At 70.6% G+C, this 24,734-nt stretch carries 17 protein-coding genes and 2 CRISPR repeat arrays (1 of these 19 only partly in view); of the genes, 3 read left to right on the top strand and 14 right to left on the bottom strand.

The window, feature by feature from the left end:
* Positions 1-1,238: a CRISPR direct-repeat array (repeat unit 28 nt; unit sequence GGAACATCCCCGCGGGCGCGGGGTCGAC) (it extends 2,699 nt beyond the left edge of the window).
* 18 nt (positions 1,239-1,256) lie between these two features.
* The 14 genes from cas2e to P2424_RS04320 all read right to left on the bottom strand — a co-directional run bounded on the left by cas2e (position 1,257) and on the right by P2424_RS04320 (position 21,608).
* Positions 1,257-1,565 carry a type I-E CRISPR-associated endoribonuclease Cas2e gene (gene cas2e, locus P2424_RS04255; protein ID WP_276474450.1) on the bottom strand — a complete coding sequence of 103 codons (309 nt, stop codon included), beginning with the start codon at positions 1,563-1,565 and terminating at the stop codon, positions 1,257-1,259.
* Complete coding sequence (gene cas1e / locus P2424_RS04260; protein WP_276474451.1) at positions 1,562-2,542, bottom strand: type I-E CRISPR-associated endonuclease Cas1e; 981 nt, start codon at positions 2,540-2,542, stop codon at positions 1,562-1,564. The genes cas2e and cas1e overlap by 4 nt, the downstream gene beginning before the upstream one ends.
* A gap of 3 nt (positions 2,543-2,545) precedes the next feature.
* Positions 2,546-3,295 (bottom strand): type I-E CRISPR-associated protein Cas6/Cse3/CasE, encoded by a 750-nt coding sequence (gene cas6e, locus P2424_RS04265; protein ID WP_075000640.1) that lies wholly within the window; start codon positions 3,293-3,295, stop codon positions 2,546-2,548.
* Positions 3,296-3,300: 5 nt separating this feature from the next.
* Positions 3,301-4,101, bottom strand: coding sequence for a type I-E CRISPR-associated protein Cas5/CasD (gene cas5e, locus P2424_RS04270; RefSeq protein ID WP_276474452.1), 801 nt, complete (start codon positions 4,099-4,101; stop codon positions 3,301-3,303).
* Complete coding sequence (gene cas7e, locus P2424_RS04275) at positions 4,098-5,249, bottom strand: type I-E CRISPR-associated protein Cas7/Cse4/CasC (protein ID WP_276474453.1); 1,152 nt, start codon at positions 5,247-5,249, stop codon at positions 4,098-4,100. The genes cas5e and cas7e overlap by 4 nt, the downstream gene beginning before the upstream one ends.
* 49 nt (positions 5,250-5,298) lie before the next feature.
* A complete protein-coding gene (gene casB / locus P2424_RS04280; protein ID WP_276474454.1) occupies positions 5,299-5,934 on the bottom strand; it encodes a type I-E CRISPR-associated protein Cse2/CasB in 636 nt (211 codons plus the stop codon).
* Positions 5,927-7,630: a type I-E CRISPR-associated protein Cse1/CasA gene (gene casA, locus P2424_RS04285; RefSeq protein WP_276474455.1), complete on the bottom strand. Its 1,704-nt coding sequence runs from the start codon at positions 7,628-7,630 to the stop codon at positions 5,927-5,929. The genes casB and casA overlap by 8 nt, the downstream gene beginning before the upstream one ends.
* Before the next feature lie 211 nt (positions 7,631-7,841).
* Positions 7,842-10,826 carry a CRISPR-associated helicase Cas3' gene (cas3, locus tag P2424_RS04290; protein WP_276474456.1) on the bottom strand — a complete coding sequence of 995 codons (2,985 nt, stop codon included), beginning with the start codon at positions 10,824-10,826 and terminating at the stop codon, positions 7,842-7,844.
* A 1-nt stretch (position 10,827) separates the two neighbouring features.
* A CRISPR array of direct repeats spans positions 10,828-12,990; the repeat unit is 28 nt; unit sequence GGAGCATCCCCGCGGGCGCGGGGTCGAC.
* 612 nt (positions 12,991-13,602) lie between these two features.
* Positions 13,603-14,694 (bottom strand): M24 family metallopeptidase, encoded by a 1,092-nt coding sequence (locus P2424_RS04295; protein WP_276474457.1) that lies wholly within the window; start codon positions 14,692-14,694, stop codon positions 13,603-13,605.
* A complete protein-coding gene (locus P2424_RS04300; RefSeq protein WP_276474458.1) occupies positions 14,691-17,054 on the bottom strand; it encodes a TIM-barrel domain-containing protein in 2,364 nt (787 codons plus the stop codon). The genes P2424_RS04295 and P2424_RS04300 overlap by 4 nt, the downstream gene beginning before the upstream one ends.
* A 3-nt stretch (positions 17,055-17,057) precedes the next feature.
* Positions 17,058-17,873, bottom strand: coding sequence for a carbohydrate ABC transporter permease (locus P2424_RS04305; protein ID WP_276474459.1), 816 nt, complete (start codon positions 17,871-17,873; stop codon positions 17,058-17,060).
* A gap of 1 nt (position 17,874) precedes the next feature.
* Positions 17,875-18,843 (bottom strand): sugar ABC transporter permease, encoded by a 969-nt coding sequence (locus tag P2424_RS04310; RefSeq protein WP_276474460.1) that lies wholly within the window; start codon positions 18,841-18,843, stop codon positions 17,875-17,877.
* Positions 18,840-20,171 carry an extracellular solute-binding protein gene (locus P2424_RS04315; RefSeq protein WP_276474461.1) on the bottom strand — a complete coding sequence of 444 codons (1,332 nt, stop codon included), beginning with the start codon at positions 20,169-20,171 and terminating at the stop codon, positions 18,840-18,842. Before P2424_RS04315 ends, P2424_RS04310 begins: the two co-directional genes overlap by 4 nt.
* Positions 20,172-20,207: 36 nt before the next feature.
* The gene (locus P2424_RS04320) at positions 20,208-21,608 is read right to left on the bottom strand and encodes a hypothetical protein (protein ID WP_276474462.1); all 1,401 of its coding nucleotides are present in this window, start codon (positions 21,606-21,608) and stop codon (positions 20,208-20,210) included.
* Positions 21,609-21,842: 234 nt separating this feature from the next.
* On the opposite strand from P2424_RS04320, the gene P2424_RS04325 reads away from it, so the two are divergent.
* The 3 genes from P2424_RS04325 (at position 21,843) to P2424_RS04335 (ending at position 24,700) form a co-directional block, all read left to right on the top strand.
* Positions 21,843-22,655, top strand: coding sequence for a DeoR/GlpR family DNA-binding transcription regulator (locus P2424_RS04325; protein ID WP_276474463.1), 813 nt, complete (start codon positions 21,843-21,845; stop codon positions 22,653-22,655).
* A 177-nt stretch (positions 22,656-22,832) separates the two neighbouring features.
* Positions 22,833-23,783, top strand: a complete 951-nt coding sequence (locus P2424_RS04330) for a PfkB family carbohydrate kinase (RefSeq protein WP_276474464.1) — start codon at positions 22,833-22,835, stop codon at positions 23,781-23,783.
* On the top strand, positions 23,780-24,700 hold the full coding sequence (locus P2424_RS04335) for a hypothetical protein (RefSeq protein ID WP_276474465.1): 921 nt from the start codon (positions 23,780-23,782) through the stop codon (positions 24,698-24,700). Before P2424_RS04330 ends, P2424_RS04335 begins: the two co-directional genes overlap by 4 nt.
* Positions 24,701-24,734 lie beyond the last annotated feature (34 nt).

Raw genomic sequence — 24,734 nt, forward strand, 5'->3', positions numbered from 1 at the left:
GCGGGCGCGGGGTCGACAACGGCCTGGACAAGCGCGGCGGCGGGGCTCAGGGAACATCCCCGCGGGCGCGGGGTCGACTCGCGACCGGTGCCGGAAGTAAGGCATGGGATCGGAACATCCCCGCGGGCGCGGGGTCGACGCCTGCGTCTGCGGCGTGGCAGTACTGCGGGGCGGAACATCCCCGCGGGCGCGGGGTCGACAGGCGGCTCCCCAAGTCGGCGGACGCCCCCGGGGGAACATCCCCGCGGGCGCGGGGTCGACAAGAACTGACCGCGTGTGACGGTCCGGTCGGAACGGAACATCCCCGCGGGCGCGGGGTCGACCGGTTCTTCACCTTCCTGGAACAGGCCCGGGCCGGAACATCCCCGCGGGCGCGGGGTCGACGCGCTCCGCGTCCGCCCTCTGCTGGCGCTCCTGGGAACATCCCCGCGGGCGCGGGGTCGACATTGCGCTGATCGTGGACAACGGTCCGGACGGCGGAACATCCCCGCGGGCGCGGGGTCGACATGCCGGAGGACGAGCGTATGACCCCGGCCGAGGGAACATCCCCGCGGGCGCGGGGTCGACGCATATCTACGCTCCTTGCGTACGTCGGCGGTGGGAACATCCCCGCGGGCGCGGGGTCGACTCCGGCGGCCTGTACCTGACGAAGGCCGACAAGGGAACATCCCCGCGGGCGCGGGGTCGACTGCAGCTCGTCGGCGTACGTCATCTCGGAGACGGGAACATCCCCGCGGGCGCGGGGTCGACGCGGGTTTCCAGCCGGAAACCGCAACCGCTGGTGGAACATCCCCGCGGGCGCGGGGTCGACGGGCGATGCGTCAGGGTCCAGGGCGAGCACCGCGGAACATCCCCGCGGGCGCGGGGTCGACCGCCGTGACCAGCGGGTTTCCGGTTTCCTCAGTGGAACATCCCCGCGGGCGCGGGGTCGACCCGCCGCATGACCACCGTCGGGGCGCCTGCCGGGGAACATCCCCGCGGGCGCGGGGTCGACATTGCGGCGAATGCCAGCGCGCCGAACCCAGCGGGAACATCCCCGCGGGCGCGGGGTCGACGGCCCGCTTCCTACGGCCCGGCCGCCGCCCCACGGAACATCCCCGCGGGCGCGGGGTCGACCGTTTGACGGGGTCGATGTCGACCACGACGGCAGGAACATCCCCGCGGGCGCGGGGTCGACTCGGCCGCCGGTTCCGCGTCCGGCTGCCAGATGGGAACATCCCCGCGGGCGCGGGGTCGACACTTGCTGAGCAGCGGGTTTATCGCGGTGTGGGGGTGTTTTCGTTCGGTTGGATTCGGGGGCGGGCGGAGAGGATGAGGCCGTCGAAGTCGATGGGGCGCCAGCGGTCGCGACCTGCGGTACGGGTGGCCCAGCCCTGTTCGTTGGCGGCTGGTTCGACCATGACTGCTTGGCCGTCTCCGATGCGGGTGGCCAGCAGTTCCCATAGTCGGTCGCGGATGCGGCGGCTGGGGTTGCCGACGAAGACTCCGGCGTTGACTTCTACCATCCAGCGAGTGAGGTGGCCGCGCAGTCCTTCGGGGGCGGCGATGAGGAGTATGACCGTCATCGGGCGGGTCCGCTCTCGTCGATTTCGGGGCCGATGACGGCGATGTGGGTGTCCTCGGCGGACCAGTCGGTGCCTCCGGGGACGGTGCCGAGGTGCTCGTCCCACAACAGATGTGCTTCGGCGTCGTCGATGTCGGTGCCGTCTGGTGTGAGGAGGGTCTTGACGTCTTCGATGATGCGGTTGAGCAGTTTGTCCCGGGCGATGTGGTCACGTAGGCCGAGGCGTGCATCACGTTCGTCCGTGAGGCCGTCGGCGGCCAGATCGAAGGCAAGAGGGATGGTGTAGTCGGCTTTGTAGAGGTCGGCGATGTCGAGGACGAAGGAGAGGGCGGAGCCGGTGTGGACGAAGCCGAGGCCGGGGCTGGCGCCGAGCCCGGTGATGACGGCGTGGCAGATGCCGTAGAGGGCGGCGTTGGCTGCGGACAGCAGGCGGTTGAGGTCGTCTCCGGCAGCGTGGGGGTCGCCGGGTTTGTAGATGCGGCCGTTCCATGGCACGCCGGTGCGCTGTGACTGGGTCCGGTAAATCTTGCGGACGCGGGCTCCTTCCCGGCCGCGGAGTTGCTGCATGGTCAGGCCGGAGACGTCTTCGCCGGGAAAGCGCTGGCCGTACATGGCGCGGGCGACGGCGAGGCGTTGCTTGGGTCGGGTGACGAGCCATGCCTGGCGTTGCAGGAGTCCGGCTCCGCGGCTGGAGCCAAGGCCGGCGGCGTACATGCGGACGCCTTGTTCGCCGACCCAGCAGATGGCGGTGCCGGAGTCGGCGAGCAGGCGGATTGCGCCGTGGGTGACGCGTGTGCCGGGGCCGAGGAGCATGACGGCGACCATGGCTGCTGGGACGCGGACGGTTTGCTGTTTGTTGATGATGACGACGGCGTTTTCGTCGCGGTCCAGGTGGCTGCGTTCGACGTACACGCTGGAGACGCGGTCGGCGAGCCGGTGCAGGTCTTGTGGGTCGGCCTTCCACCAGATGTCGGGCACGGCTCAGTTCCTTGTGGCGAGGGGGGCGAGGGTGAGGAGACCGCAGCCGTATGCCTTGGAGGGGCCGATGCCGCCCAGGAGTTTTTCGGTGAACGTGGCGGCGTCGGTGATGCGTAGTCGTCCTTCGAAGGTGACGGCGTGCATGACGACCCGGGCTTCTTTCGATGAGGGTTCTTTGCGGAAGGAGCGGCGGTCTCTGGCGATGATCCGTACGTCGTGGGGTGCTTCGCCCTCGGTGTTGTGGGTGTCTTCGAGGGCAGGTGCTTGGGGGATTTCGAAGCCCCAGCGGTGTGTGCGGGTCAGGAACCAGGCGAGCTGGGTGGTGGCGGTGCGGTGGCCGAGGCGGAAGCTGCGCCGTTCGCCGGCGGCCAGGCGCTCGGCCTGGCGGGGGGTGGGTTTGGCGGGGCGGTTGGTGTTCTGGACGGGGTTCGCGGTCAGCCGGAAGGCGAACTCGCGGCCGAGGGCGAGTTGGTCCAGCAGCGGTTTGTAGTCGCGTATGGCGTGGTGCTCGCCGTCCGCGTCGGGCCAGCCGGCGGCCTCGACGAGGTGGGTCCAGTCCGGGCGGGAGCTGGTGAGGACGAATAGGTGGGGGCGGTGGGGGTTGTCGTCGTCCAGCCGCCAGAGCGTGCGTTCTTCGTCGGGTGTGCCGGGGAGTCCTCCTTGGACGGCGGCGTGCATGGCGCGGGGGCTGGTCAGCAGTTTGCGGCTCTCTGCGCGCAGGGGGTTGATGCGGATGCGGGAGAGGAAGGGCATGTCGGTCACCAGCCCAGGAGGGCGAAGGGGTCGTGGCCGCCGTTGGCGGTCGGCGGTGCGGTGGGGTCGGGGATGAGTCCGGTGGGTGCGCTGAGGTAGGCGTGTCGTACGTGACGGGTGGTGTAGGCCCGGTTCTTCGGGGCGAAGGAGACCGGTACGTCGTCCCGTACGTCCTCTCCCGTCGGGTCGTCGAGGGTCGCGGGGAGGTCGATGCGGTCGGCGTTGCCGTGCTCGCGGCCCCATCGCTTGATGATCCGGCGGGGTGCCTGCCAGGGCGCTTCTCGTAGTGCCTCCTCCAGCGTGCCGGTGCGCAGGCCCAGGTTCATGGGCTGGGCCGGGGTGCAGGAGCGGCGTCCGAGCGCGAGGGGGAAGGCTGGGTGGCGCAGGGCGTGGTCGAGTGCGGTCACCAGTGGCTCGGGGCCGGTGACGGCGGCGAGGAAGACTGCGTCCTGAAGGTAGTAGCGCTGGGTGATGTGGGTGTGCTTGGCGGGTGAGGTGGGTTTCTGGCGTCCTTTGGCGGTGACTGCGGCAGAGGGCAGCGGACGTCCTCGGTAGTCGCTGACGGTGTGGTAATCACGCAGCAGGCTGCCCGGCCGGTCGATGCGAATGCCCAGGTCCAGGCCGGCCAGGTCGTCGAGGTTCGCCTGGCGCGGGCGGCCGGCTGCGGCTGCGAGCAGGCCGATGATGCCGGACTTGGTGGGCTCGGGGCGGGTTTCGCGTCGGTTGTAGGCGCTGCGGTCGCCCCAGGACTGCAGGGGCCCGGCGAGCCGTAGCAGCAGGACGGGGCCGGGCTCGCGGGAGGTCACGCCGTCTCCCTTGCCTGTGTGAGGCGGGCGCGGAGACCGGACAGGAGTTCGGGGAAGGCGACCGGTGTGCCGAACGCCTGGGTGAGGGCCTCTGCGGTGTCCTTGGTGCGGGGATCGCCTGTGGTGAAGGTGTGGGTGATGGCGGTGTGGAGAGGCTCGTCGCCCCACATGCGCACCGCTGTGGTGTGCTCCTCGGCGAGACGGCGGGCGGATGCGGCCTGGATACCGGACTCGGCCGGGACGGGTTCTTCGAAGGCGGAGACGAGGTTGACGGGCTGGTCGGTGCGCACGACCACGGCGACGAGGCTGGGGCGGGTGCGGTGGGCGAAGGCGTTCTGGTAGCCGGTCGGGGCGGATCGGGCGAAGCTGTCGACGAACCGGTCGAGTGCGTCGAACGCGGCGTCGTTGTCGCCTCCGAGGTTGGCGGTCAGCTGGTCAAGGCCGACGGTGGCGTACCGGTAGAGGGTGGCGGAGTTGAACCCGATGGAGTCGATGTGCCCGGCGCCGGTCTCTTCCTTTTCGTTCTCGTCGTCGACCGCAGTGAAGTAGTCGAATTCGAGTTGTGTTTCGTGGGTTGAGAGGGCGTGGGCGACCTGTACGGAAGCATCAACGTTCAGCGCGGGAATGTCGGCGACCATCCGGCCGAACAGTGCGACGCCCATCGGATGCCCGGCCTGCAGTGCCGCGGTGACCGGAAGCTCTGTGGCAGCCTCGGCCAGGCCCTTGTCGTCGAGAGCGGCGAGCTCGGCCGCACGCCCGGTGACCAGGGCGGCGATGGCGTCGAGTTGAGCTTGGCCGTAGAAGAGAAGGTAGGCCGTGTCGCCCGCCTTCTTGCCCTGGCTCAGGCCGAGCTGGCCGAGCACCGCGGTGGCGATCCGTGCCGCGGGCTCTGTCTCCAGCCCATTGTTTCGGGCGATGCGTTCGGTGAGCTGGCCCAGGATGCGCTTGGTACGTGTGGCCCGTTCGATCTCGGGGGCCTGGGCGTCGAAGTGCAGCCGCGTGGCACGCTTCCATGCCTGGGAGGAGACACGCGAGCGGCGCACCCCGCCGTAGACGGCCTCCTTGGGATTTCCCTGATCATCGCGGTTCAGGTTGGCCGGGGGCACGGTCTGTACGACGTGCACGTCGACGAAGCAGTGCGGTGCCATGAAGCTCTCCATGTTGGTCAGGACGGCGGATGAAGGTGGAAAGTGCCGGTCAAGAAGGGGCGGTGGTGGGAGATCCGGCAGGAGCGGTCTCGGTCTTGCCACTCCGGGCCTGGGTCCAGCCGTAGTAGTCCAGGCCCCAGCGCCGGCGTACACGGGAGCGGGAAGGCGGACGCCGCCAGGCATAGAGGTCCTCGCAGAGCCGGTCGTAGTCGAGCGGCTGATCGATGCCCTTGAGCTGCGTGATCAGGCCCCGCAGCCGGTAGTGCAGGGTCTCGGGCGCGGTCGCCGAGAATGCTTGCTCGAAGCGTGAGTCGACGGCCTCCGAACTGGAGCGGTCGTGATGACGCAGCGCGCGCATGGCACGGCCGAGGGAGACGCCGCCGCGGTGCATGGGACGCTCTTTGCTCTGCTGATGCAGGCCGAACAGTGCCAGGGCTGCGTGTTCGGCCTCCTGCTCGGCCGAGACCTCGCCGCGCCGTGCGGCGAAGTCGTCGACGGGGCAGGTGTAGAAGGCGAACATGGGCAGCACTGTGCCGGCGGGACGGCTCAAGCCCCGGCGCAGGAGGGCCAGATCTTCGCCTGGTGGGCGCTTCTCGGCGGCCGTACCCTCTTTGCGGTGCCACGTGCCGTCCGTAGCGATGTACTTGTTCCAGATGCGCTGCGTGCGGTGGTCGGTCTCAGACATCGTCATCTCCCGGCGTATGCGGGCGGCTCGCCTCTCGGCGGTCTTCGGTGGCCCGGTGGAGGATCTCGTTGCAGCGATTGGTGAAGGACGCTTCGGCCAACGAGGCGCGGTACGTGCGGTCCTGCCGGCCTTCGCCCTGGGAGATGGTGCGGCCCGCGTAGGCCGCCAGGGGTACGGTCTGCAGCAGGCGATCGGCGATCTCCCAGGCCCGTCGAAGGGCCAGTTGTTCCCACGCGAGCTGCCCGGCCTCGATCGCATCGATGTCTGCGCCCACACGGCGCAGTCCTGCCAGGAGGCGGCGCACCAGCGGGTCCAGGGCGTGCAGGAGAAGTTCACCGGGGCGCTGGCCTTTGTCCCAGGGGATGGGTTCCGCGCCCATGGCGCGCCGCAGATCTGCTGAGAGACGGTTGACGGCCTGGGCCAGTTCTTCGGCCTGTTCTGCTACCTCCAGCACAGCGGCGTGTGCGAAAGTGTCGGCCCCCAGCGCAGCGAGCGGCAGGGGCAGCGCGTCGAACATGACGTCCTCGACGACGGCGGACTGATTGCCGTAGGCCATGCCCGTCAGCTCGACCCGAAGGGGGAAGTCGTCCCCGAGGTCGGCCCGGACCGCACCGGCCTGGTCCAGGAGGATGCTGGTGGCGAACCCTGCCGTGTTCTCACGGGCGTCCCTCGCCTGGCGCTCAGGAGCCAGGAGTGCATCCAGGCCCCGCCAGGCCGCCTTGCCCGGTTGCATGCGCAGCGGCCGGCGTGGCGGTACGGTCTTCCCTTTACGTGACGTGCCGGCACGCGGCTTGCCGGTGGGTTCGAGCCGCCACATGGTGTGCGGGTCGAGTTCAGGTGTGTGTGGCATCCGGTCGCCGGCCGCGACGACGACCCTGGTCACCCGGACCCCCTCGGCTGTCTCTTCGGGGATCAGGCGGATGCGGCGGGACTGCCAGGTCCACACCTCCAGCAGGCCGGCGGGCAGGCGCTCCTGCCACTGAGGTGTGAACACGTCAGCGCGTTTCCACTGCGGCAGGTCATCCGAGCGCAGCGGCGGGCCGACGGGAATGTTCAACAGCAGCGTCTCGTAGAGGGTGCGGCCGGTCGGCAGCGTGACGCCCATCTGCCCCAACGGGCCCGTGGGATTGCCTGTGGTCTTCCCTGCTTTTACCTTCGGGTCCCCTACTGCGCCGGTCTTGATGGCGGCGGTGTCCCAGCAGTGCGCGTGCAGCAGCCAGAGAGCGGCCTGGGAAGGGCTCAGTTTCGGGGGCTCGCCCTCCGTGCGGGCAGCGAAGAGCGGCACGTTATTGCCGGTGGCTTCGGTCGCGACAAGCAGGCCCGCCCCCTTCGTCTCGTTCTTCGCCGTACGCAGGCCCGGCACCTGGGCGAAAGGACGCTGGGGGTGAAAGAGATCGAATGCGTGCTCGTCGAGATAGGCATCGAGGCACCTGCGCTGTTCCTCGGACCACCGGCCGGCCTCGAACCAGCGCACCCACTCTCGCTCATCAGCGGGACGCCCCAAGGCATCGACAACCACCGGAAGCAGCAACTGGCGCAGGGCTGCCGACCGTTGCGTGGGCGAACTGACCACCAGTTCGCCCAAGGCGTGGGCCTCCAACAGTGTGTGGCGCAGACCGTGCTCGGCCGCCGGGCCACCCGATGCTGGGGGCAGCGACAGCCATGGGGAGTCGGCTAACGGGAACGAAGAAGGCATGGCTTCCCCTCTAGGCAATTCGTTCTGTCTAGCTCTTCCAGGAGGCTAGCCACAGCAGTGGCCGCCGTGCGGGGAGTTCCGAAAACTGATACGCATCTCCTTGCTGACCTCGCGTTGAGGACGAGCTTCATCTCGCACGCGGGGATGACCCGTCGTTGTGTCTGGTCAGCACGTCGACCCCGCGCGTCGCGGGGATGGGGAAGCTGTGCGATCAGCTGCCCACCTGCTCCTCGTACAGGCCCAGCAGATCGTCGTAGCGCAGGTTCGCCGCGCCCAGCCGGGCGCGGCGAACCCCGTCGAGGACCAGCGCGCGGCTGTGCCGCAGCCAGGGGTGGCCGTGCCAGGCCGGAAGAGGTGTGAGCGTCAAGGCGTCTCGGGTGAGCTTCGGCGGAAGACGCACGGCGGAGCCGAGGACCTCATCCAACAGCTCCGGTGCCACATCCCCGTTGATGCTCAGCGAGCGGCCTCTGAGCGTCCGGAACGACTCCCCCTCGGTGTCCTGCACAACAAGGACGACCTCGACGGACTCCTCACCATCGCGCACCGCCGCCTGCAGCCTCTCCTCACGGCTTCCGGTCGAGACCCCTCCGTAGTGCACACCGGCCAGGGTCGGCTTCTCGTGCTCGCCGCGCCTCGTCAGGAGGAACTCGCGTGCGGACTCCGCACGCCGCCGATCCGCCTCGGCTTGTTCCTCGGCCGCCTGAGCACCTGCCGAACGCCAGGTCCCGGGCAGCAGCTCGGCATGCGTCCCGTAGACCTTCTCCACCAATGCAGGCACGTCTCCCGGCACTGACCACGATCCGCCGTTTCCAGGCAGCAGGGCCGCAGTGCGCAACAGGAGGTGACGGCCGTAGATCTTCTCACTCGCGTAGACGAACGCAGGCTCACGGTCCTCTCGTGCTTGAAAGCCCGTGACGTAGACGCGCGGGAGGTGCAGCCGCGCGGGGCGGAGGGTGTCTGCGTGGCGATGGATGCGCCCCATGCGCTGCAGCAGCAGGTCCACGGGGGCCAGGTCGGTGACCAGCAGGTCGGCATCCACGTCAAACGACTGTTCTGCCAGCTGCGTGGCGACCAGAACGAGCCGCTCACCCCCGGAGCGGCTCTGGCGCTCCGGGCCGAGCAGTTCCAGGCATTCCTCTGTCAGCTCGGCACGGCGCGTGACGGTGAATCGAGCGTGCAGCAGTCGCACTTCTTCCTCGTCGAACCGGCTCCGGAGTTCTTCGTAGGCGCTCTGCGCGCGGGCCACGGAGTTGCGGATGACCAGCGCTGTCCCGCCGTCTGCCAGTTCGTCTTCAAGCAGATCCCCCACAGCCTTGTCGGCAGCCGCCTGGAACGCGTCACGCTCGCCGCTGGTGGCCCGAGGCCCCGGTATGGCCTCCGGCAGCGGCACCACCGCAACCGGAAGATCGTCGCGCCACCCCGGGGAAGCGGCCATATGAAAGAGCGGCATGGCATCCTCGCCGAGCCAGGCAGCAGTCACGCGTGGGTATCCGGCCGCCTCGGGAACCTCGACCGGGTATTCCTCCCGCGATGCGGCACCGGCCATGTAGGAGGTGGCCAAGGCCCGGCGCTGCGCGGGCGGAAGCGTCGCTGACAGCAGCACCACCGGCACCCTTGCCTGCCCCAACCAGCGCAAGGCCTCCAAGAGGAACTGGTTCATGTACACGTCGCACGCGTGGACCTCGTCCAGAACCACGACCTTGCCTGCCAAGCCCGCCATGCGGAGCATGACATGGCGGGTGCGCGTGGCCGCATACAGCAATTGATCCACCGTGCCCACGACGAACGGTGCCAGCAGACCGCGCTTGCCACCCAAGAACCACTCAGCAGGTGCCTGCCGTTCGGCGGAGCATTCTGAGGTGGTGGCCGGCATCCCGTAGGGATCGTCGCCGAGGCCGTACTCATCAACGCCGCAAAAGAGGCCGTCCGGATCTGCGCCGCCTTCGTCCAGGAGACGCTTCCACTCGCTGTTGAAGGCACGCTTACCGTGCAGCAACGCGACCTGGGCAGCAAGACGGGGATCGAGGGCTTCCAGCCAGTTGCGCACACGAGTGAACATCGGATCGCTTGTCGCCTGGGTCGGCATTCCGACGAACACGCCATCCGCACCGAACCGCGCGGCCAGAACCTCGGCCGCCGCCAGAGCCGCCTCGGTCTTGCCCTCACCCATCGGAGCCTCGATGACCAGTATCCCCGGCGCCCCCATTCGCCGGGCTGCCTCGACCACCATCGTCTGCGACGCCCGCGGCGAACACCCGAAACGATCCTGGAACGCCTCCGGGCCGGGAACAGCGATGGTCCCCCAGCCACCACGCAGCCCCAGAGCCTCCCACGCCCTCCGCGCCCGCCGACGGGCTCCGTTCACGGAGAGCGCCCCGAAGTCATCGATGCCCGTGAAGTGACGCTCATCGCTTGCGATCCAGTCCGCCATCACCACCAACCCGCTCAACTGCATCTGCAGCGCGCGCGAGGGGACGACCTCCGGCTGCACCTCGCGAAGATCAGCGAACCCCAGCTCGCGGGTGAGGGCCTCCAGCACCGCTTGCTGAACCTCCGGCCACCGTCCCGTGCCCTTCAACTGACCCTTTGCCTTGGAAGGCTCTCGAAGGTCACGCAGTGTAGGAAACGCGCCGTGATGGCCGGCAACCAATGGCCACACCCAGTCGATCTGCTGGGGGGCCCACCGGGCCGCACTCAGCATCTCCCGGATCAGCAGCCCACCGGCCCAGTCATGACGCCACCGGCTGCGCTTTGCCGCTGCCGCAGCCAGTGGCTCTCGCCACCCCATGCCTGCCGCCTGCACAAGGTCTGCGCCCTCGGGCCACAGCCGCTGGTGGGCCGGAGTGGCCTTCCCGCAATCATGCACACCGCACAACCAGGCCAGGAACAGACGCCCCCGTCCCACACCCCCCGCCACATCGTCCAGAACCTCCCGCGTCGAAGGGGCCAGAAAGCGGTCCCACATCAACTCGGCCACTGCACTCGTATCGAGAAGGTGCGACATCAGCAGGTTCATCCGCCCGCCGGCACGCTCCTTCGACTTGCCCCATAACACCCCCAGCTCGGCGGCGTACCCCCATCGCTCCACAGCCAACCACTCCTCCCCTAACTCGTCGACATGGAGCGTAAATGCCAGCACTGACAATCGAGGTTGCTTCAGCCCGACGCCGCCGGAACCCCACCACCACCGGTCCACTCCCTCTTCCCCGCGGGCGCGGGATCGACTCAGCGAGCGTCCGCGTCATCCGAGCCCGGCTCGGAGCATCCCCGCGGACGCGGGGTCGACGTCCCACACGAACATCGGCCCGATCGCGGTCTCGGAGCATCCCCGCGGGCGCGGGGTCGACGACGAGCTCGGCCGCGCCGTCACGCTCGACGTGGGAGCATCCCCGCGGGCGCGGGGTCGACGACGAAGTCGCTGGTGGTCGCGCGGTCGACCAGGGAGCATCCCCGCGGGCGCGGGGTCGACACGAGGTAGACCTCGGTACCGTGTGTGGTCTCCGGAGCATCCCCGCGGGCGCGGGGTCGACTCCGATTTCGATGCCCAGCCGGACCTCCTGTCCGGAGCATCCCCGCGGGCGCGGGGTCGACCCTGTCTCGTCCTGGACCGCGAAGGTAATCGGGGGAGCATCCCCGCGGGCGCGGGGTCGACGGCTGGGGATGATCCCCAAGGGTCAGGACACGCGGAGCATCCCCGCGGGCGCGGGGTCGACCACAGGCCGCCCGCCATGCGCTTCTTGACGGCCGGAGCATCCCCGCGGGCGCGGGGTCGACGCCTCCACCGTCCGGTAATGGAACGTGATCACCGGAGCATCCCCGCGGGCGCGGGGTCGACAGACCCGCGGAGTACGAGCGTCAATCACGGGTGGGAGCATCCCCGCGGGCGCGGGGTCGACGCGGCGAGCTTCCGGCCGGTGCGGCGGCCCTTCGGAGCATCCCCGCGGGCGCGGGGTCGACCGATACGAGGACGGCGACCCCGAGCAGTACTGGGGAGCATCCCCGCGGGCGCGGGGTCGACAACTCCGGGCAGAAGCGCGCGTACGTCGTCAGCGGAGCATCCCCGCGGGCGCGGGGTCGACGCCTGCGGGATCGCCTACGGCACCGGCCTCGGGGGAGCATCCCCGCGGGCGCGGGGTCGACTTCACGGGGCTCTCCGGTCGCTATCGCCACCGGGGAGCATCCCCGCGGGCGCGGGGTCGACGTGCAGGAGTCCCCGGTCCTTGACCGGCTGCCCGGAGCATCCCCGCGGGCGCGGGGTCGACCTCGATGAGTGCTCTATCGCAGTGGCGCCGAACGGAGCATCCCCGCGGGCGCGGGGTCGACGTGATGTCACGCAGCACCGCTGGCCTCCCGCCGGGAGCATCCCCGCGGGCGCGGGGTCGACAGACCCCAGTAACCCCAGAACCGGCCCGGCCCCGGAGCATCCCCGCGGGCGCGGGGTCGACGATGATCGGGGCGCGGCCCATGCGCGCGAGGGAGGAGCATCCCCGCGGGCGCGGGGTCGACCGACTCCTGCGGCGCGGTCATGGCGGCCGCCAGGGAGCATCCCCGCGGGCGCGGGGTCGACCCGCGGGCACCCACGAGGGCACCGATGAGGGCGGGAGCATCCCCGCGGGCGCGGGGTCGACGTCGGGCAGCGGAGGACCGCCGCGTGAAGGCCGGGAGCATCCCCGCGGGCGCGGGGTCGACGATGGCACGACGGAACAGCTACCGCACGGGCGGGGAGCATCCCCGCGGGCGCGGGGTCGACCCACCTCCCTGTCCGACGGCGACGCCGCCACGGGGAGCATCCCCGCGGGCGCGGGGTCGACACACGACGCTCTGACTCAGCCGACTCACTCGAAGGAGCATCCCCGCGGGCGCGGGGTCGACTGCCAGGGAGCCGGCCACGGTGCCCGGCAGTGAGGAGCATCCCCGCGGGCGCGGGGTCGACCTATACAAGGAGAGATCATGGCACTGTACGAGGGGAGCATCCCCGCGGGCGCGGGGTCGACCCATTAGGGACCTGCGATGTGAAGGGCACAAGGGGAGCATCCCCGCGGGCGCGGGGTCGACAGCAACAACGAGGTCGCGATCTTCGATGTCGACGGAGCATCCCCGCGGGCGCGGGGTCGACGCTGAGCTGGAGTGCGCACCACTGCGCACCGGAGGAGCATCCCCGCGGGCGCGGGGTCGACATCAAGGCGCCCGCGATGCTGTCGATGAACCCGGGAGCATCCCCGCGGGCGCGGGGTCGACCCCGGGAGACGGGACGGGCGGCAGCATGGACAGGGAGCATCCCCGCGGGCGCGGGGTCGACGGATGCCTGGGAGGTCGAGCTGACCGATCTCGGGGAGCATCCCCGCGGGCGCGGGGTCGACACTTGCTGACCATAGCGTTTGCGCAGTGGCCTAGCCTATTTCATTCAGTTGCTTCTCCACAGTGAGGCTGCTCCGGAGCGCCGGACTCGGCGGAGGCCGCGAGACGCGGACGATCCGAAGAGCCGACGCAAGACCCGCGGCACCGCCACGCTGGTCACTCAGGCCGCACGTCCAGTGCCCCGAACGCCACCAGCGTGTGCGTATGGTCGGATACGCCCTCCCGTCACCAGGCAGGGATGGTCTTGTTAGGGTGAGACCGGAGCCTGATCCGGCCGGCACTCGAAGCCGCCAGCTTCACGGCACGGTCCTTGCGACGTCGCACCGAGCGGGCCGGGCGGCGGAAGGCGGACAGCAGCGACGGATCGGCCGCCCTCTCGTGCGGGCCCAATCGCGGAACAGCTCCGTTCCGAAGGTGGTCGGCACGCCTTCCATCGCGGCGGCCTCCTTGACCGTGCACGGCCGGAGGCACGCAAGCGCTTCTTCACCAAGCTGCCGCTGCGCAAGCGTGTGGACGCCGTCGTCGATTCTTGACACGCCTCAACGGATGCGGCCTCGGCTCGAGGCGCCCGACCCCGCGGTGTTCCACGCTTCGGTGAGGGCGGGCCCTCGCGTTCAGCGGACAAGGATTCCGGGCCGGTCGCGGCCCCCTGCCCGGAGCGTGGGCCAGCGATCGTCGTGCACCAGCGGGCGGACGCCGCCGGACCGTACCAGCGAGGTGTCCTCGACTTTCCAGCCACCGCCGCTGGGATTCCACGCCACGACGCTGCCCTCGGCGAGGAACTCGCCGGACGTGCCGTAGGCAGGGAACTCGCGGGGCTGCGTGCCGGAGAAGCCCCCCTGGTGGTGGCGGTGCCACTCGTCGGCCGGGAAACCGTTCTGCGCATAGGCGGCCACTCCGGCGCTGAAGACCGCACCGAGCCGGGCCCCGGGAACGGACGCGTCCAGGAACGCCCGCTCGACTTCCAGCAACCGGGCGTAGTCCCGCTGCTCGGCGCCGGTGAGCGGGCCGAACGACACGAGCCGGGTGACGCTCGCGATGAGCCCGTGCCGACGGCCGCAGGCGACGAGCATCATCCGTCCGGAGGCCACCCGGTCCGTGGGCAGCGGGTGGCGGTGCATCGCGATGCGTTCGTCGGCGGCCACCAGCAGCACCACGGGGTCCAGGCCGCGCTCCAGCAGGGCATGTGCCAGGGCGGCCGCCGCCTCCCGTTCGGAGCAGCCGGGCGCCAGCCGGTGAGCGGTGTCGGTCGCTGCCGCCGCCGTGTCCTTGGCCACGTCGGTCAACAGGAGCTGTTGATGCCCGGTCAGCACCCGGCGGATGCGTGCGATCTCAGCTGTCAGTCCCAGTTCTCCCGGCCGGGGGCGGTCCGACCCGAGGCGCCCGGAGGGCAGCGCCTGCTCCCGGTCCGCCCACCAGGGCACGGTCTGCCAGTGTGCGGCCAGCCCGGCGAGTTCGGTGTCCTGGAGCCGGGGTGCCTCGATGGCGTTGGCCACCACGGTCGGTTCCTCGGCGGCCGGGGACAGGACGACGGTGAGGCACGCGCTCTCCAGCGTCTGCGGGACGTGGCAGCGGGCGGACAGCAGCCAGTTGAGCGTGGCCGGTTCGCGCAGCACGAGTGCGTCCAGGTCGTGTCGGGCAGCGAGGTCACGCAGCCGGTCGCGCTTCTCGGCGAAGTCCGGCACGCCCGGGAACGTGGTGCTCATCGGGGCCCTCCGTGGCGTACGGCACGGTCCATCAGCCGCAGGCCGCCCTCGGCACGCACCGAGTCCCCCTCGAGGTGCACCGCAGAGCGTGTGCCGTCGAAGCCCGTCAGTTCGCGGGTACCGGTCTCGGTGCCGTACACATGGAGCTGCCAAGGGCGCTCCAGCAGATCGTCGGTCGAGCGCACGGTCTCGTCCACGGTCAGCCGCGGCAGCCAGCAGCCGTCCCGTACCAGGACGGGCATGCTCTCGAGATCGACGGTGCGTTCGACATGACCGGGCCCGGTGCAGCGCTCGCCGGTGAGCAGGTCCGTCCAGCCGCCCTCCGGTACCCAGAAGCGGCGGCGGACCGGTCCGGGACCGTCGTCGAAGACGGGAACGACGAGCAGATCCGGCCCCAGCAGGAAGGCGTCGTCCACGGAGGCGGCCACCGGGTCGTCGGGATACTCCAGGGCCAGTGGCCGCAGCACGGGCCAGCCCTCGTTCGCGGCCTGCTGCGCCACCTGCCACAGGTACGGCAGCAGTGCGTAGCGCAGTCGGATCCAGCGGCGCGCGATCTCCAGAGCGCGGTCGCCGAACGCCCAGGGCTCGCGAGGACGCAGCCCGTGCGCGCGCATCAGCGGGGACAGCGCCCCCAGTTGTGTCCAGCGCACATACAGCTCGGGAGTCAGTTCCGGCCCGTAGAACCCGCCGATGTCGTGGCTCCAGAGGCCCGGCGCGCTGAGCGCGTACGAGAGGCCCCCACGCACGGTGGAGCGCATCCCGGCGACCGTCGACTCCGCGTCGCCGCCCCACTGTCCGGGGTAGCGCTGTGAGCCCGCCCATCCCGAGCGGCCCCAGACGAGGGCGGGACGGCCGGTGCGAGCGGCGATCGCGGAGGAGACCGCGCCGTTGTACCGCAGTGGGTAGAGGTTGTGCGCATGATGGCCCGGGGTGCCGTCCGCGGGAAGCGTGTCCTCGGGCAGACCTTCGCCGAAGTCGGTCTTGAAGACCGCCACGCCGTCGGCCAGGAAGTCGGTGTGCAGCTCCTGCCACCAGGCGCGAGCCTGGGGGTTGGTGAAGTCCAGCAGGGCACGCGGCCGACCGTCGGGGGACGGGGTTCCGGCCACCTCGGCCGGCTCGCCGGCCGGGCCGCGCACCAGGAAGCCGCGCTCGCGGGCCTCGGCGTGGCGCGGGGAGGCGGGGTCGAGGTAGGGCAGTTCCCACAGCGAGAGCCGCAGTCCGCGCTCGCGCAGCCCGGCGATGAACGAGGCCCGGTCACCGAAGCGTTCGGTGTTCCAGATGAAGTCGCAGTTCAGCCGGTCCACCACCAGCCAGTCCGGGTCCAGGTGCAGTACGTCGCAGGGCACGGCGTGCCGGCGCATGGTGTCGCCGACCTCGTTCATCTCCGCGGCGCTGTGATAGCGGCAGCGGCCCATCCAGTAGCCGAAGGCCCACGGCGGGGGCACCGTGGCGCGGCCGGTGAGCTGCGTGTAGCGGGACAGCCGCTCCTTGGGGGACGGCGATCCGATCACCCACAGGTCCAGGGCTTCGTCGTCGACGGTCAGGCCGAGGACGTCCGGGCGCCGGTGTCCGACGTCCGCGGTGACCACCGCACCGGTGTTGAGGAAGCCCAGATAGCCGTTGGTGGAGTGCCAGACCGGCACCGGCTTGTAGGCCATGCCGGTGCCGGTGCCGAGTGCGTCCTCCACGCGCAGCCGCAGCCGTTGGCCGTTCTTCACCAGTGGTCCGAACTGCTCGCCGAAGCCGGTGATCTGTTCGTCGGGGCCCAGTTCCAGGTTGAGGACCGTCCCGGAGTCCGTCGCGAGCACGGGCGGGGCCATCGGGAATCCGGCCACCTGGCGCAGCCGCTCCCCGGTGCGCAGCAGTGTGCGTCCGGTGGCGGTGTCCTCGACGCGGAGCGCGAACGGGCTCCTGGTGAGGCGCACCCGCATCCGGCCGGTGTGCACGACGGTCTGCGCGGTGCCTGGGGTCCCGGCCCCGGCGGTGCCCGGTCCGGTGGGCCGGCCCGGGACGTCCTCGGTGGTCCGCACGCGGGGCGTGGGCGCGTGTGCTCCGTCGAGCACGATGCCCAGCCAGCCGGGCTGCTCGTCCAGTACCCGCGCACCCCGGGGAGCGAGGGTGATCCGGACCGAGTCCTCGCGGTCGAAGGACACGCGCAGTACGAACTCGCGCGGGTCCAGCGGGGGAACGGGCAGTCGGGGCAGGTTGGGCATGGTCGTCTCGATGCCCTGGTCGGGGAGGGGTTCGCCGGTCAGACAGCCGGGTGTGCCGGGCAGTTCGATGCCGCGGACGGCGCGGACGGCGCACTCCAGGCCACCCTCGTGGTGGCGCACTGCGGTGATCTCACGGAGCAGGTACAAGCGTCACTCCTTGACCGAGCCGGCGGTCATCCCGGCGATGAAGAATCTCTGGAGGAAGATGTAACCGACGACGAGGGGCAGGGAGGCCACGACGACACCGGTGAAGAGCAGCGGGTAGTTGGTGAGGAATTCGCCCTGGAAGTTCAGCAGGGCCAGCGGCAGGGTGCGCTTGTCCGGGTCGTTGATGAACAGCAGTGGGTACAGCAGTTCGTTCCAGTGGATGACGAGCAGGAAGATCGCCGTGGCGGCCAGGGACGGCAGGGACAGCGGCAGCGCGATCGACCGGTAGGTCCGCCATGGGCCGACGCCGTCCAGTGCCGCGGCTTCGTAGATCTCGCGGGGCAGCGTCCGCATGAAGCCGGCCAGGATGAACACCGCGACGGGCAGTGTGCTGACGATGTTGATCAGGACCAGGCCGGCCAGGCTGTCGGTGAGTCCGAGTACGTCGAAGAGCACGAACTGGGGGATCATGTTGGCCTGCGCGGGCACGGACATGCCCAGTACGAGGAATCCGTAGAGGACCCAGCCGGGCCAGCCCGGTATCCGGGCCAGCCCGTAGGCGGCCAGGCTCGCCAGCAGCAGCGTCAGCGTCACCGAGCACGCGGTGACCAGGGCGCTGTTGGTGAAGGCGGTGCCCATGTCCGCACTGCCCAGTACTTCGCCGTAGTTGCCGAACTGCCACTCCTCGGGCAGCGAGAAGGGGTTGCTGAACAGGTCGGAGGTGGTTTTGAAACTGCCGGCGAACATCACCAGCAGCGGAATGAGGACGAGCGCCGTGTACACGCCCAGCAGCGCACGCCGTCCGATACGGGAGCCCATGTCACGCTCCTGACTGGGTGAGCTTGACGGTGCGCCGCTGGATCAGTGTGACCAGGGCGATCACCGCCATGAAGACGATCGACTCCGCGGCGGCGTAGCCGAACCTGGAATCGGCGAACGAGGTGTAGATGCGGGTCGACAGAATGTCCAGCGAGCCCTGCGGTGGGTTGCCGCCCAGCCCCAGCACCAGATCGAACGCCTTGAACGACTGGATGGTGGTGTAGGCGATCACGATGCCGGTCGCCGGGGCGATCATCGGCCATGTCACGTGCCGGAACCGCTGCCACCTGCCGACTCCGTCGATCGCGGCGGCTTCGTACAGCTCCCGGGGGATCTGCTGAAGACCGGCGATGAAGATGACCATCATCTGACCGGTGTGGAACCAGACCTGGGTGATCGCCAGAAAGTAGATGGCCTTGCCCTCGTCACCGAGGAAGGAACTGGTCAGGGAGTCGAGCCCGACCGACTTCAGTGCGCTGTTGGCCAGCCCGAAGTTCGGGTCGTAGATGAACTTCCACACGAAGGCGACGGACACGCTGGAGAGGATCGTCGGCAGGAAGAAGACCGCGCGCAGCAGTGTGGAGGAACGGCTGTTGCGGAGCAGCATGGACGCCAGCACCAGCGAGAAGAGGGTCTGGAAGACGACGACGACCAGCATGAACTTCAGGCTGTTGGTCATGGCGTTGACGAACAGGTCGTCCCCGCGCGCCAACTGCTCGAAGTTGTCCAGGCCGACGGAGCGGTAGCCGGCGCTGTAGCCGTCCCAGTCGGTGACCGCGTACTGGAACGCCTGCACCGTCGGGACGGCGAAGAAGATCACGTACACCACGAGTGCGGGCAGCGGGAACAGGTAGAACGCCGGGTGCCCGAACCGCTGTCTCCACCCGCGGTGCTTCCGGGGCCGCCCGGCGGATGTGCCACGGGCGGGGGTCGGGGCGGGGCCGGTCCTGACCGTGCTGGGCGCGCTCATCCGGGCCGCCGCTGGTCGACGACCCGCTGGGCGGCCTCGGCCGCCTTCCCCGCGGACGTGCCGGTCAGGACCTTCGCACAGGCGCCCTCGACGGCGTTGAGCATGTCGATGTCCTCGATCTGGTAGCGCGGGGCGAGCATCGTGCGCCGCTCCAGCCAGTGCTGGGTGTCCCGCAGATCCTTGTCCTTGTACGTGACGCCGGCGACGGTCAGATGCTGCGCCGTGCCGTTGGCGTACCGGCCGGCCACCGCGGGGTCGGACAGGTACTCGATGAAGCGCAGCGCGGTCGTGGAGTGCTTGCCGGCCGCGTTCACGCCGAGGATGAAGGTGGCGTTGTGCGTCCCGACGTAGCGCGGCCGCTCCCCTTTGTCCACGGTGATCGGGGGTACCAGCTCGATCGGGAACTTCGCACCCAGCTGCCGGACGGCCGCCATGTGGTAGGAGCCGGTGGCCAGCATCGCCGCGGTCCCCTTGGCGAACATCTGCTGGGCGGGTTCGACCTGGGTGCCGCCCGCCTTCTGCTGCACGAAGGGCCGCAGCTGCGCGTACTGGTCGAGGACCTTGAGGAACCAGTCGTCGGTGACCTTGGCCTTGCCGGAGGCGATACGCGCGCAGGCGTCGTCGCCGGGGGCGTTGTTCATGACCATCGCGTTGAAGAGCTGGCCCGCGTTGCCGGGCTCGGCACCGGGCCACGCCAACGGCACCTTGCCGCGGGACTTGAGCTTGTCGCACAGGTCCAGATAGGCGTCCCAGTTCTGCGGCGCCTTGTCGTAGCCCGCCTTCTCCAGGAGGTCCCGGTTGGCCAGCGGCATCGGGAACACCAGCTGGTAGGGGAGCCCGAACAGCCGCCCGGCCTCGTCCCGGCCACCGCGGCTGTAGTGCGGCAGATACTCGTCCGCGAACGTCTGCGCCGACAGCTCCGTGAACAACCCGGCCTTGAGCATGTCGGCGAACTGCGCGCCCCTGAAGGCGGTCAGTACATCTCCGATGGACCCGTTCTTGAGCCGTTGCAGAGCGTTGGCCTGGTAGTCCTGCGCCGGGGAGATGTCCTGCCGGACCTTGCTGCCCGGGTTGCGCCTGGTGAAGTCGTCGATCAGTTCGCCGAGGATCTTCTTGTCCTCCGCCCGCCAGTGGGCGAACGATATGTGGTCCGTCGCCCGGCCGCTGACCGGCGGCGGAACGTCGGAAGGCGCGCCCGTGCCGGGTCGCGGCCCGCGGGTGGTGCCCGGACCGGCGCAGGCGGCGGCGGTGGCCACGGTCCCGCCCGCGACAGCGGCCCGGAGCAGCCGCCGGCGGCTCGGCCCGCTCGGCCGTGAGTGTTCGGTCATGCGTCCTTCTCCCTCCTGAGAGGCTGACGGGCTCGGTCACCACTCGGTGACGGGAATGCCGAGCAGGTCGGCGGCAGTGCGCAGGGCGGGCCGCACATCAGTCCAAGCCAGCACGGTGTGGTGCGGAAATCCACCGGTGACCAAGGACTGGACAAGATCGGCGGCTGGGCGGTCGACCCGCACCTCGGCGGTGTTGCCCTGGAAACGGTTCTCGGCGGGCAACGACTCACCCGCGGAGATCAGCAGACGCAGGGCTCCGGGCCGTCCGGGGTCCTCGGTCAGCCTGGCGAGGATCACCGGCCCGGTGCGCAGCGGGAAGTCTCCGGCCACGCCGAGCTTGCGGTTGCAGTGCACGGACTGGGTGGCGTTGGCGGGGTCGGCGGCCAGGGCGGTCGCCGCGGCGCCGCAGTGCCACAGCCGCAGCACGTTGCGGTCGCTGTCCACGTCGACCGTGTCCACCAGGTAGGTGGGACCCGCGCCCAGCGATTCGAGCAGCAGCATGGTCACCGCCCCGTACACGTCCCGCTCGCAGGCGGTGGGGGTGCCTTCGTCCGCCAGTCGGGAGAGGGCGGAGCAGGGGCAGGCGCCCAGCCGGGTGGGGAACTCCGGCCAGCAGCGGATCGCGGCGGCGGCCAGTCCGTTGTCCTCGGTCCAGGTGCGCAGGGAAGTGGTGACGGCCGCTGCGAGTTCGGCCTGTTCCCGGTCCACCTGGGCCAGGCTCGGCTGCGCGGCGACGGCGGAGGCCCGCTCGGCGCTGCGTACGGCCGGCTCGACGCGCGTGGCCGCGTCGATGGCGCTGTCCACCGGCAGGGTCTCCACGGCGACGCCGAAGAGCTCCTGGAGCAGTTCGGCGTCGTACTCGCTGGGGGTGAAGCCGGGGGGCGCCTCTCCCACGAGGCCGATCCGGCGCCCGCGCAGTCGCTCCAGCGAGGCCCGTACGGGCCCGGGGCCGGCCCGCTCGCCGGGGACGGTCTCCAGGGTGCCGGGCTCGGGCAGGTCGCCGGTGAGCGCGCGGGCCAGTGCCTCGCGGACGCCGGGCTCGTCCGGGTCGCCGTGGAGCAGGCGGACGGAGCCGCCGCCGCGTACCACCGCGTGGGCGAAGAGGTTGGCGCCGCACAGCGAGTTCAGCCACAGTCGGTCGCCGGTCTCGCCGGGTTCCCGGAAGGCCCACAGCAGCAGGGGCCGGTCCAGATCCGTGTAGAGGCGCTGGGCGGGGGTGGCGTCGGAGAACGAGGCGCAGACGTTGATCACCAGGTCGGCGCCTTCCAGGGCCGGTGCCGCCGTCTCCACGTCTTCGGGGGTCATGACGAGTTCGGGTGGCCCGGCGATCTCCGCGCCGAGGCCGGCCAGCAGCTCGCGGGCGGCGTCGGCGCGTACCTGTGCCTGGTCGGTGGCGAATGTCGGCCTGGCCGTGGGGATGAGTGCGACACGCGGCATTGCGGGCCTTCCTGACGTGCGGAGCGGTCCGGCGGGTGGCAAGGAAGGGGGCCTCGCCCCACCATCTGTTAGAAATCCAACATAAGATGTTGGGACTGTAACGCCGCCTGTGGTGATGTCAAGAGCCTCGTCAAGAGAGAACAGCCGGATACAGCGCGTGAGTAAGGTGGCGCTGAACGGGTTGCGACAGACGCGACAGACATCGCGCCGTGGGCATCACACCGAGGAGGACGGATGAACGACGCCACTCGGCGTCACGAAACGGCTGCGGACCGCCGCGAGGCTATTCTCAGCCGACTCCAGGTCAACGGCTTCCTGTCGATCAGCGACCTCAGCGACAGCCTTCAGGTCTCCGACATGACCGTGCGACGTGACCTGCGACTGCTGGAGCAGGACGGCCTCGTCCGAGTGGTCCGGGGCGGAGTCAGCCTGCCCATCGGCAGCCGGGCACCGGCGTTCTCCGGCCGTGCCGACGCACACCACGAGGCGAAGGCGCGGATCGGGGCCCGTGCCGCTCAGCTGGTCGGGCCGGCCGACGCCATCGCGATCGACGCCGGGACCACACCGTGCGAGCTGGCCACCGCACTGCCGCAGTCGTTCACCGGCTCGGTGGTGACCCATTCGGTGCCCGTGCTCCAGCAGATGCTCGGCCGCCCGACGACCCGGGTCGTCGGGCTCGGTGGCGATCTCAACCCGGAGAGCAGGGCGTTCGTCGGCCCGATGACCGTGGAAGGGGTGGCCCGGCTGCGGGTGCGGCTCTTCTTTCTGGGCGCGGCGGCCCTGGACGAGCGCGGCATCTACGTCAGCACCGACCTGGAGCGCCCCACCAAGCAGGCGCTGATGGGCATAGCCGACGAGGTCGTGCTGCTGGTGGACCACTCCAAGGTCGAGGCGTCGGCACCGGTGCTGCTGTGCCCGTTGCAGGCGGTGAACACGCTGGTCACCGACGCGCACCCGGCCGCCGGGCTGGCCGCCGCCCTGGACCGGGCGGGCGTGCGGGTATGTGTCGCCGAAGGCGCGTCGGCGGCCTCCGGCACGGGCGGCTGACCAGCCTTCCGGTGCCTTTCGATGACCGAAGGGCCGCGGCGGGGGATCGACCTCGCCCGGCGGCCCGTTGCCGTACCCCGGTCACGCTGAGCTATTTCCAACAATCAATGTTGACAATAGAACATCGCGTTGTGAGACTCCCGCCATGACACTTGTGGAAACGAACGGGCGGTGACCATGGCACGCGTTGTCTTCGTCGGTGTCGCCACCGCCGACGCCATCGCCGTTGTGGACCACCACCCCACACCCGACGAGCGGATCATCGCGGACGATCTGGTGCACAGCGGTGGAGGCCCGGCCGCCACCGCCGCGGTGACAGCGGCCCGACTGGGCCTGCCGGTGGAACTGGTGTGCACCGTCGGGGACGATGCCCAGGGCCGCGGAATCGCGAGCGACCTCGCCGCCGAGGGCGTGGGGCTCCGTCACCTCCGGGTCGACCCCGACCTCCGTACGCCCGCCAGCGTGGTGCTCTCCAGCCGCCGGGAGACGGCACGGGCGATCTGCACCCTCCCCGTCCCCCCGTTGCAGCTGCAGCCCGAGGCCCGGGCCGCCGTACTGAAGGCCGACTGGGTACACGTGGACCACCTGGGCTGGCCGGCCGTCGCGGAACTGCTCGCCGACGTCCCGCCCGCGAAACGCCCCCGGCTCTCGGTGGACGACGGCAACCCCACCCCCAGCCTGTGCCGTCCCGCCGACGTACAGCTGTACGTACCGACAGTCGCGCGGCTCACCGACCGGTTCCCGGACACCACCGGCAGTGTCCCGGAGTCGGGTGCGCCCGCGGGCACCTCCCCCGTCACCGCACACGAAGCCGCACTGCTCGCCGCACCCGGCGCCGAGCGCGTGGTCGCCACCGACGGAGCGCGAGGTTCCATCGGCCGGGACAGCGACGGCTCCCTGCACCGGGCCGACGCCGTACCCGTCGACGTGGTCAGCACGCTCGGCGCCGGAGACGTCTTCCACGGCGCCCTGCTCACCGCCGTCGTCCGCGGCCTGCCGCTCCCCCGGGCGATGGCGTTCGCGGGCGAAGCCGCCGCCCGGTCCTGCCGTGCAGTCGACGGTCGCTCCGCGATCCCCAGCCGCCACGAGCTCACCGCACCGTGCGGTGAGGTGAAGGAGTCCGAGTGAACCTCCCTCCCTACGATCTCGCCACGCTCGCCCGCCCCTCCGGTGCGCTGGCCATGCTCGCCGTCGACCAACGCGAGGCGATGCGCCTGATGTTCGCCGAGGATTCCGCCCCCCAGCCCGACGGCTCGGTCCCCGGCCCGGTTCTGCGGTCGGTACCGGACCGGACCCTGACCGAGTTCAAGACGGCCGCTGCCCGCGCGCTCACCCCCTACGCCTCCGGCGTGCTGGCCGACCGCCAGTTCTGCTTCGACGCCCTGGTCCAGCAGCAGGCGGTCGCCCCCGGCTGCGGACTGATCGCGGCGGCCGACCGCTTCGTCCCCGGAAACGGCGAAGTGGTCACCGACGCGGTGATCGACGAGGAGGTGGATCCGCACACTGTCCGGGCACAGGGTGCGGTCGCCATGAAACTGCTGGTCATCTGGCGTCCGGACGGCTCTGCGAAGGACCGCAGGGGCATGGTGCGCCGCTTCGTGCGGCGCTGCCGGGAGGCCGGACTGGTGAGCATCATCGAGCCCGTCTCCCGCGCCCCGCGCTCCGGCCAGGACTGGGACCACAGCGCCGGCATCCTGGCCGCCGCGCGAGAACTGGGCGACCTGGGCGCCGACCTGTACAAGGGCGAGGTCCCGCTCGGCGGCCGGGGCTCCGACGAGGAGATCCGCTCGCGGTGCGCCGAACTCGGCGCCGCGCTCGCCTCCCCCTGGGTGGTGCTCTCCTCCGGCGTCCCCGCGGACGAGTTCCCGCGTGCCGTACGACTGGCCTGCGAGGCCGGCGCATCCGGCTTCCTGGCCGGGCGGGCCGTATGGCGCGGCTGCATAGGCGCTCCGGACCTGGAGCGGGCCCTGCGCGAGGACGCGGTCCCCCGACTGCGGCGGCTGGTGGACGTGGTGGACGAGACAGTCGCCGCGAAGGCGGGCTGACCGGTGTCCGCGACCGACAAGGAGACGGAGGAGA

It is taken from the genome of Streptomyces sp. WMMB303 (assembly GCF_029351045.1).
Taxonomy (GTDB): Bacteria; Actinomycetota; Actinomycetes; order Streptomycetales; family Streptomycetaceae; genus Streptomyces.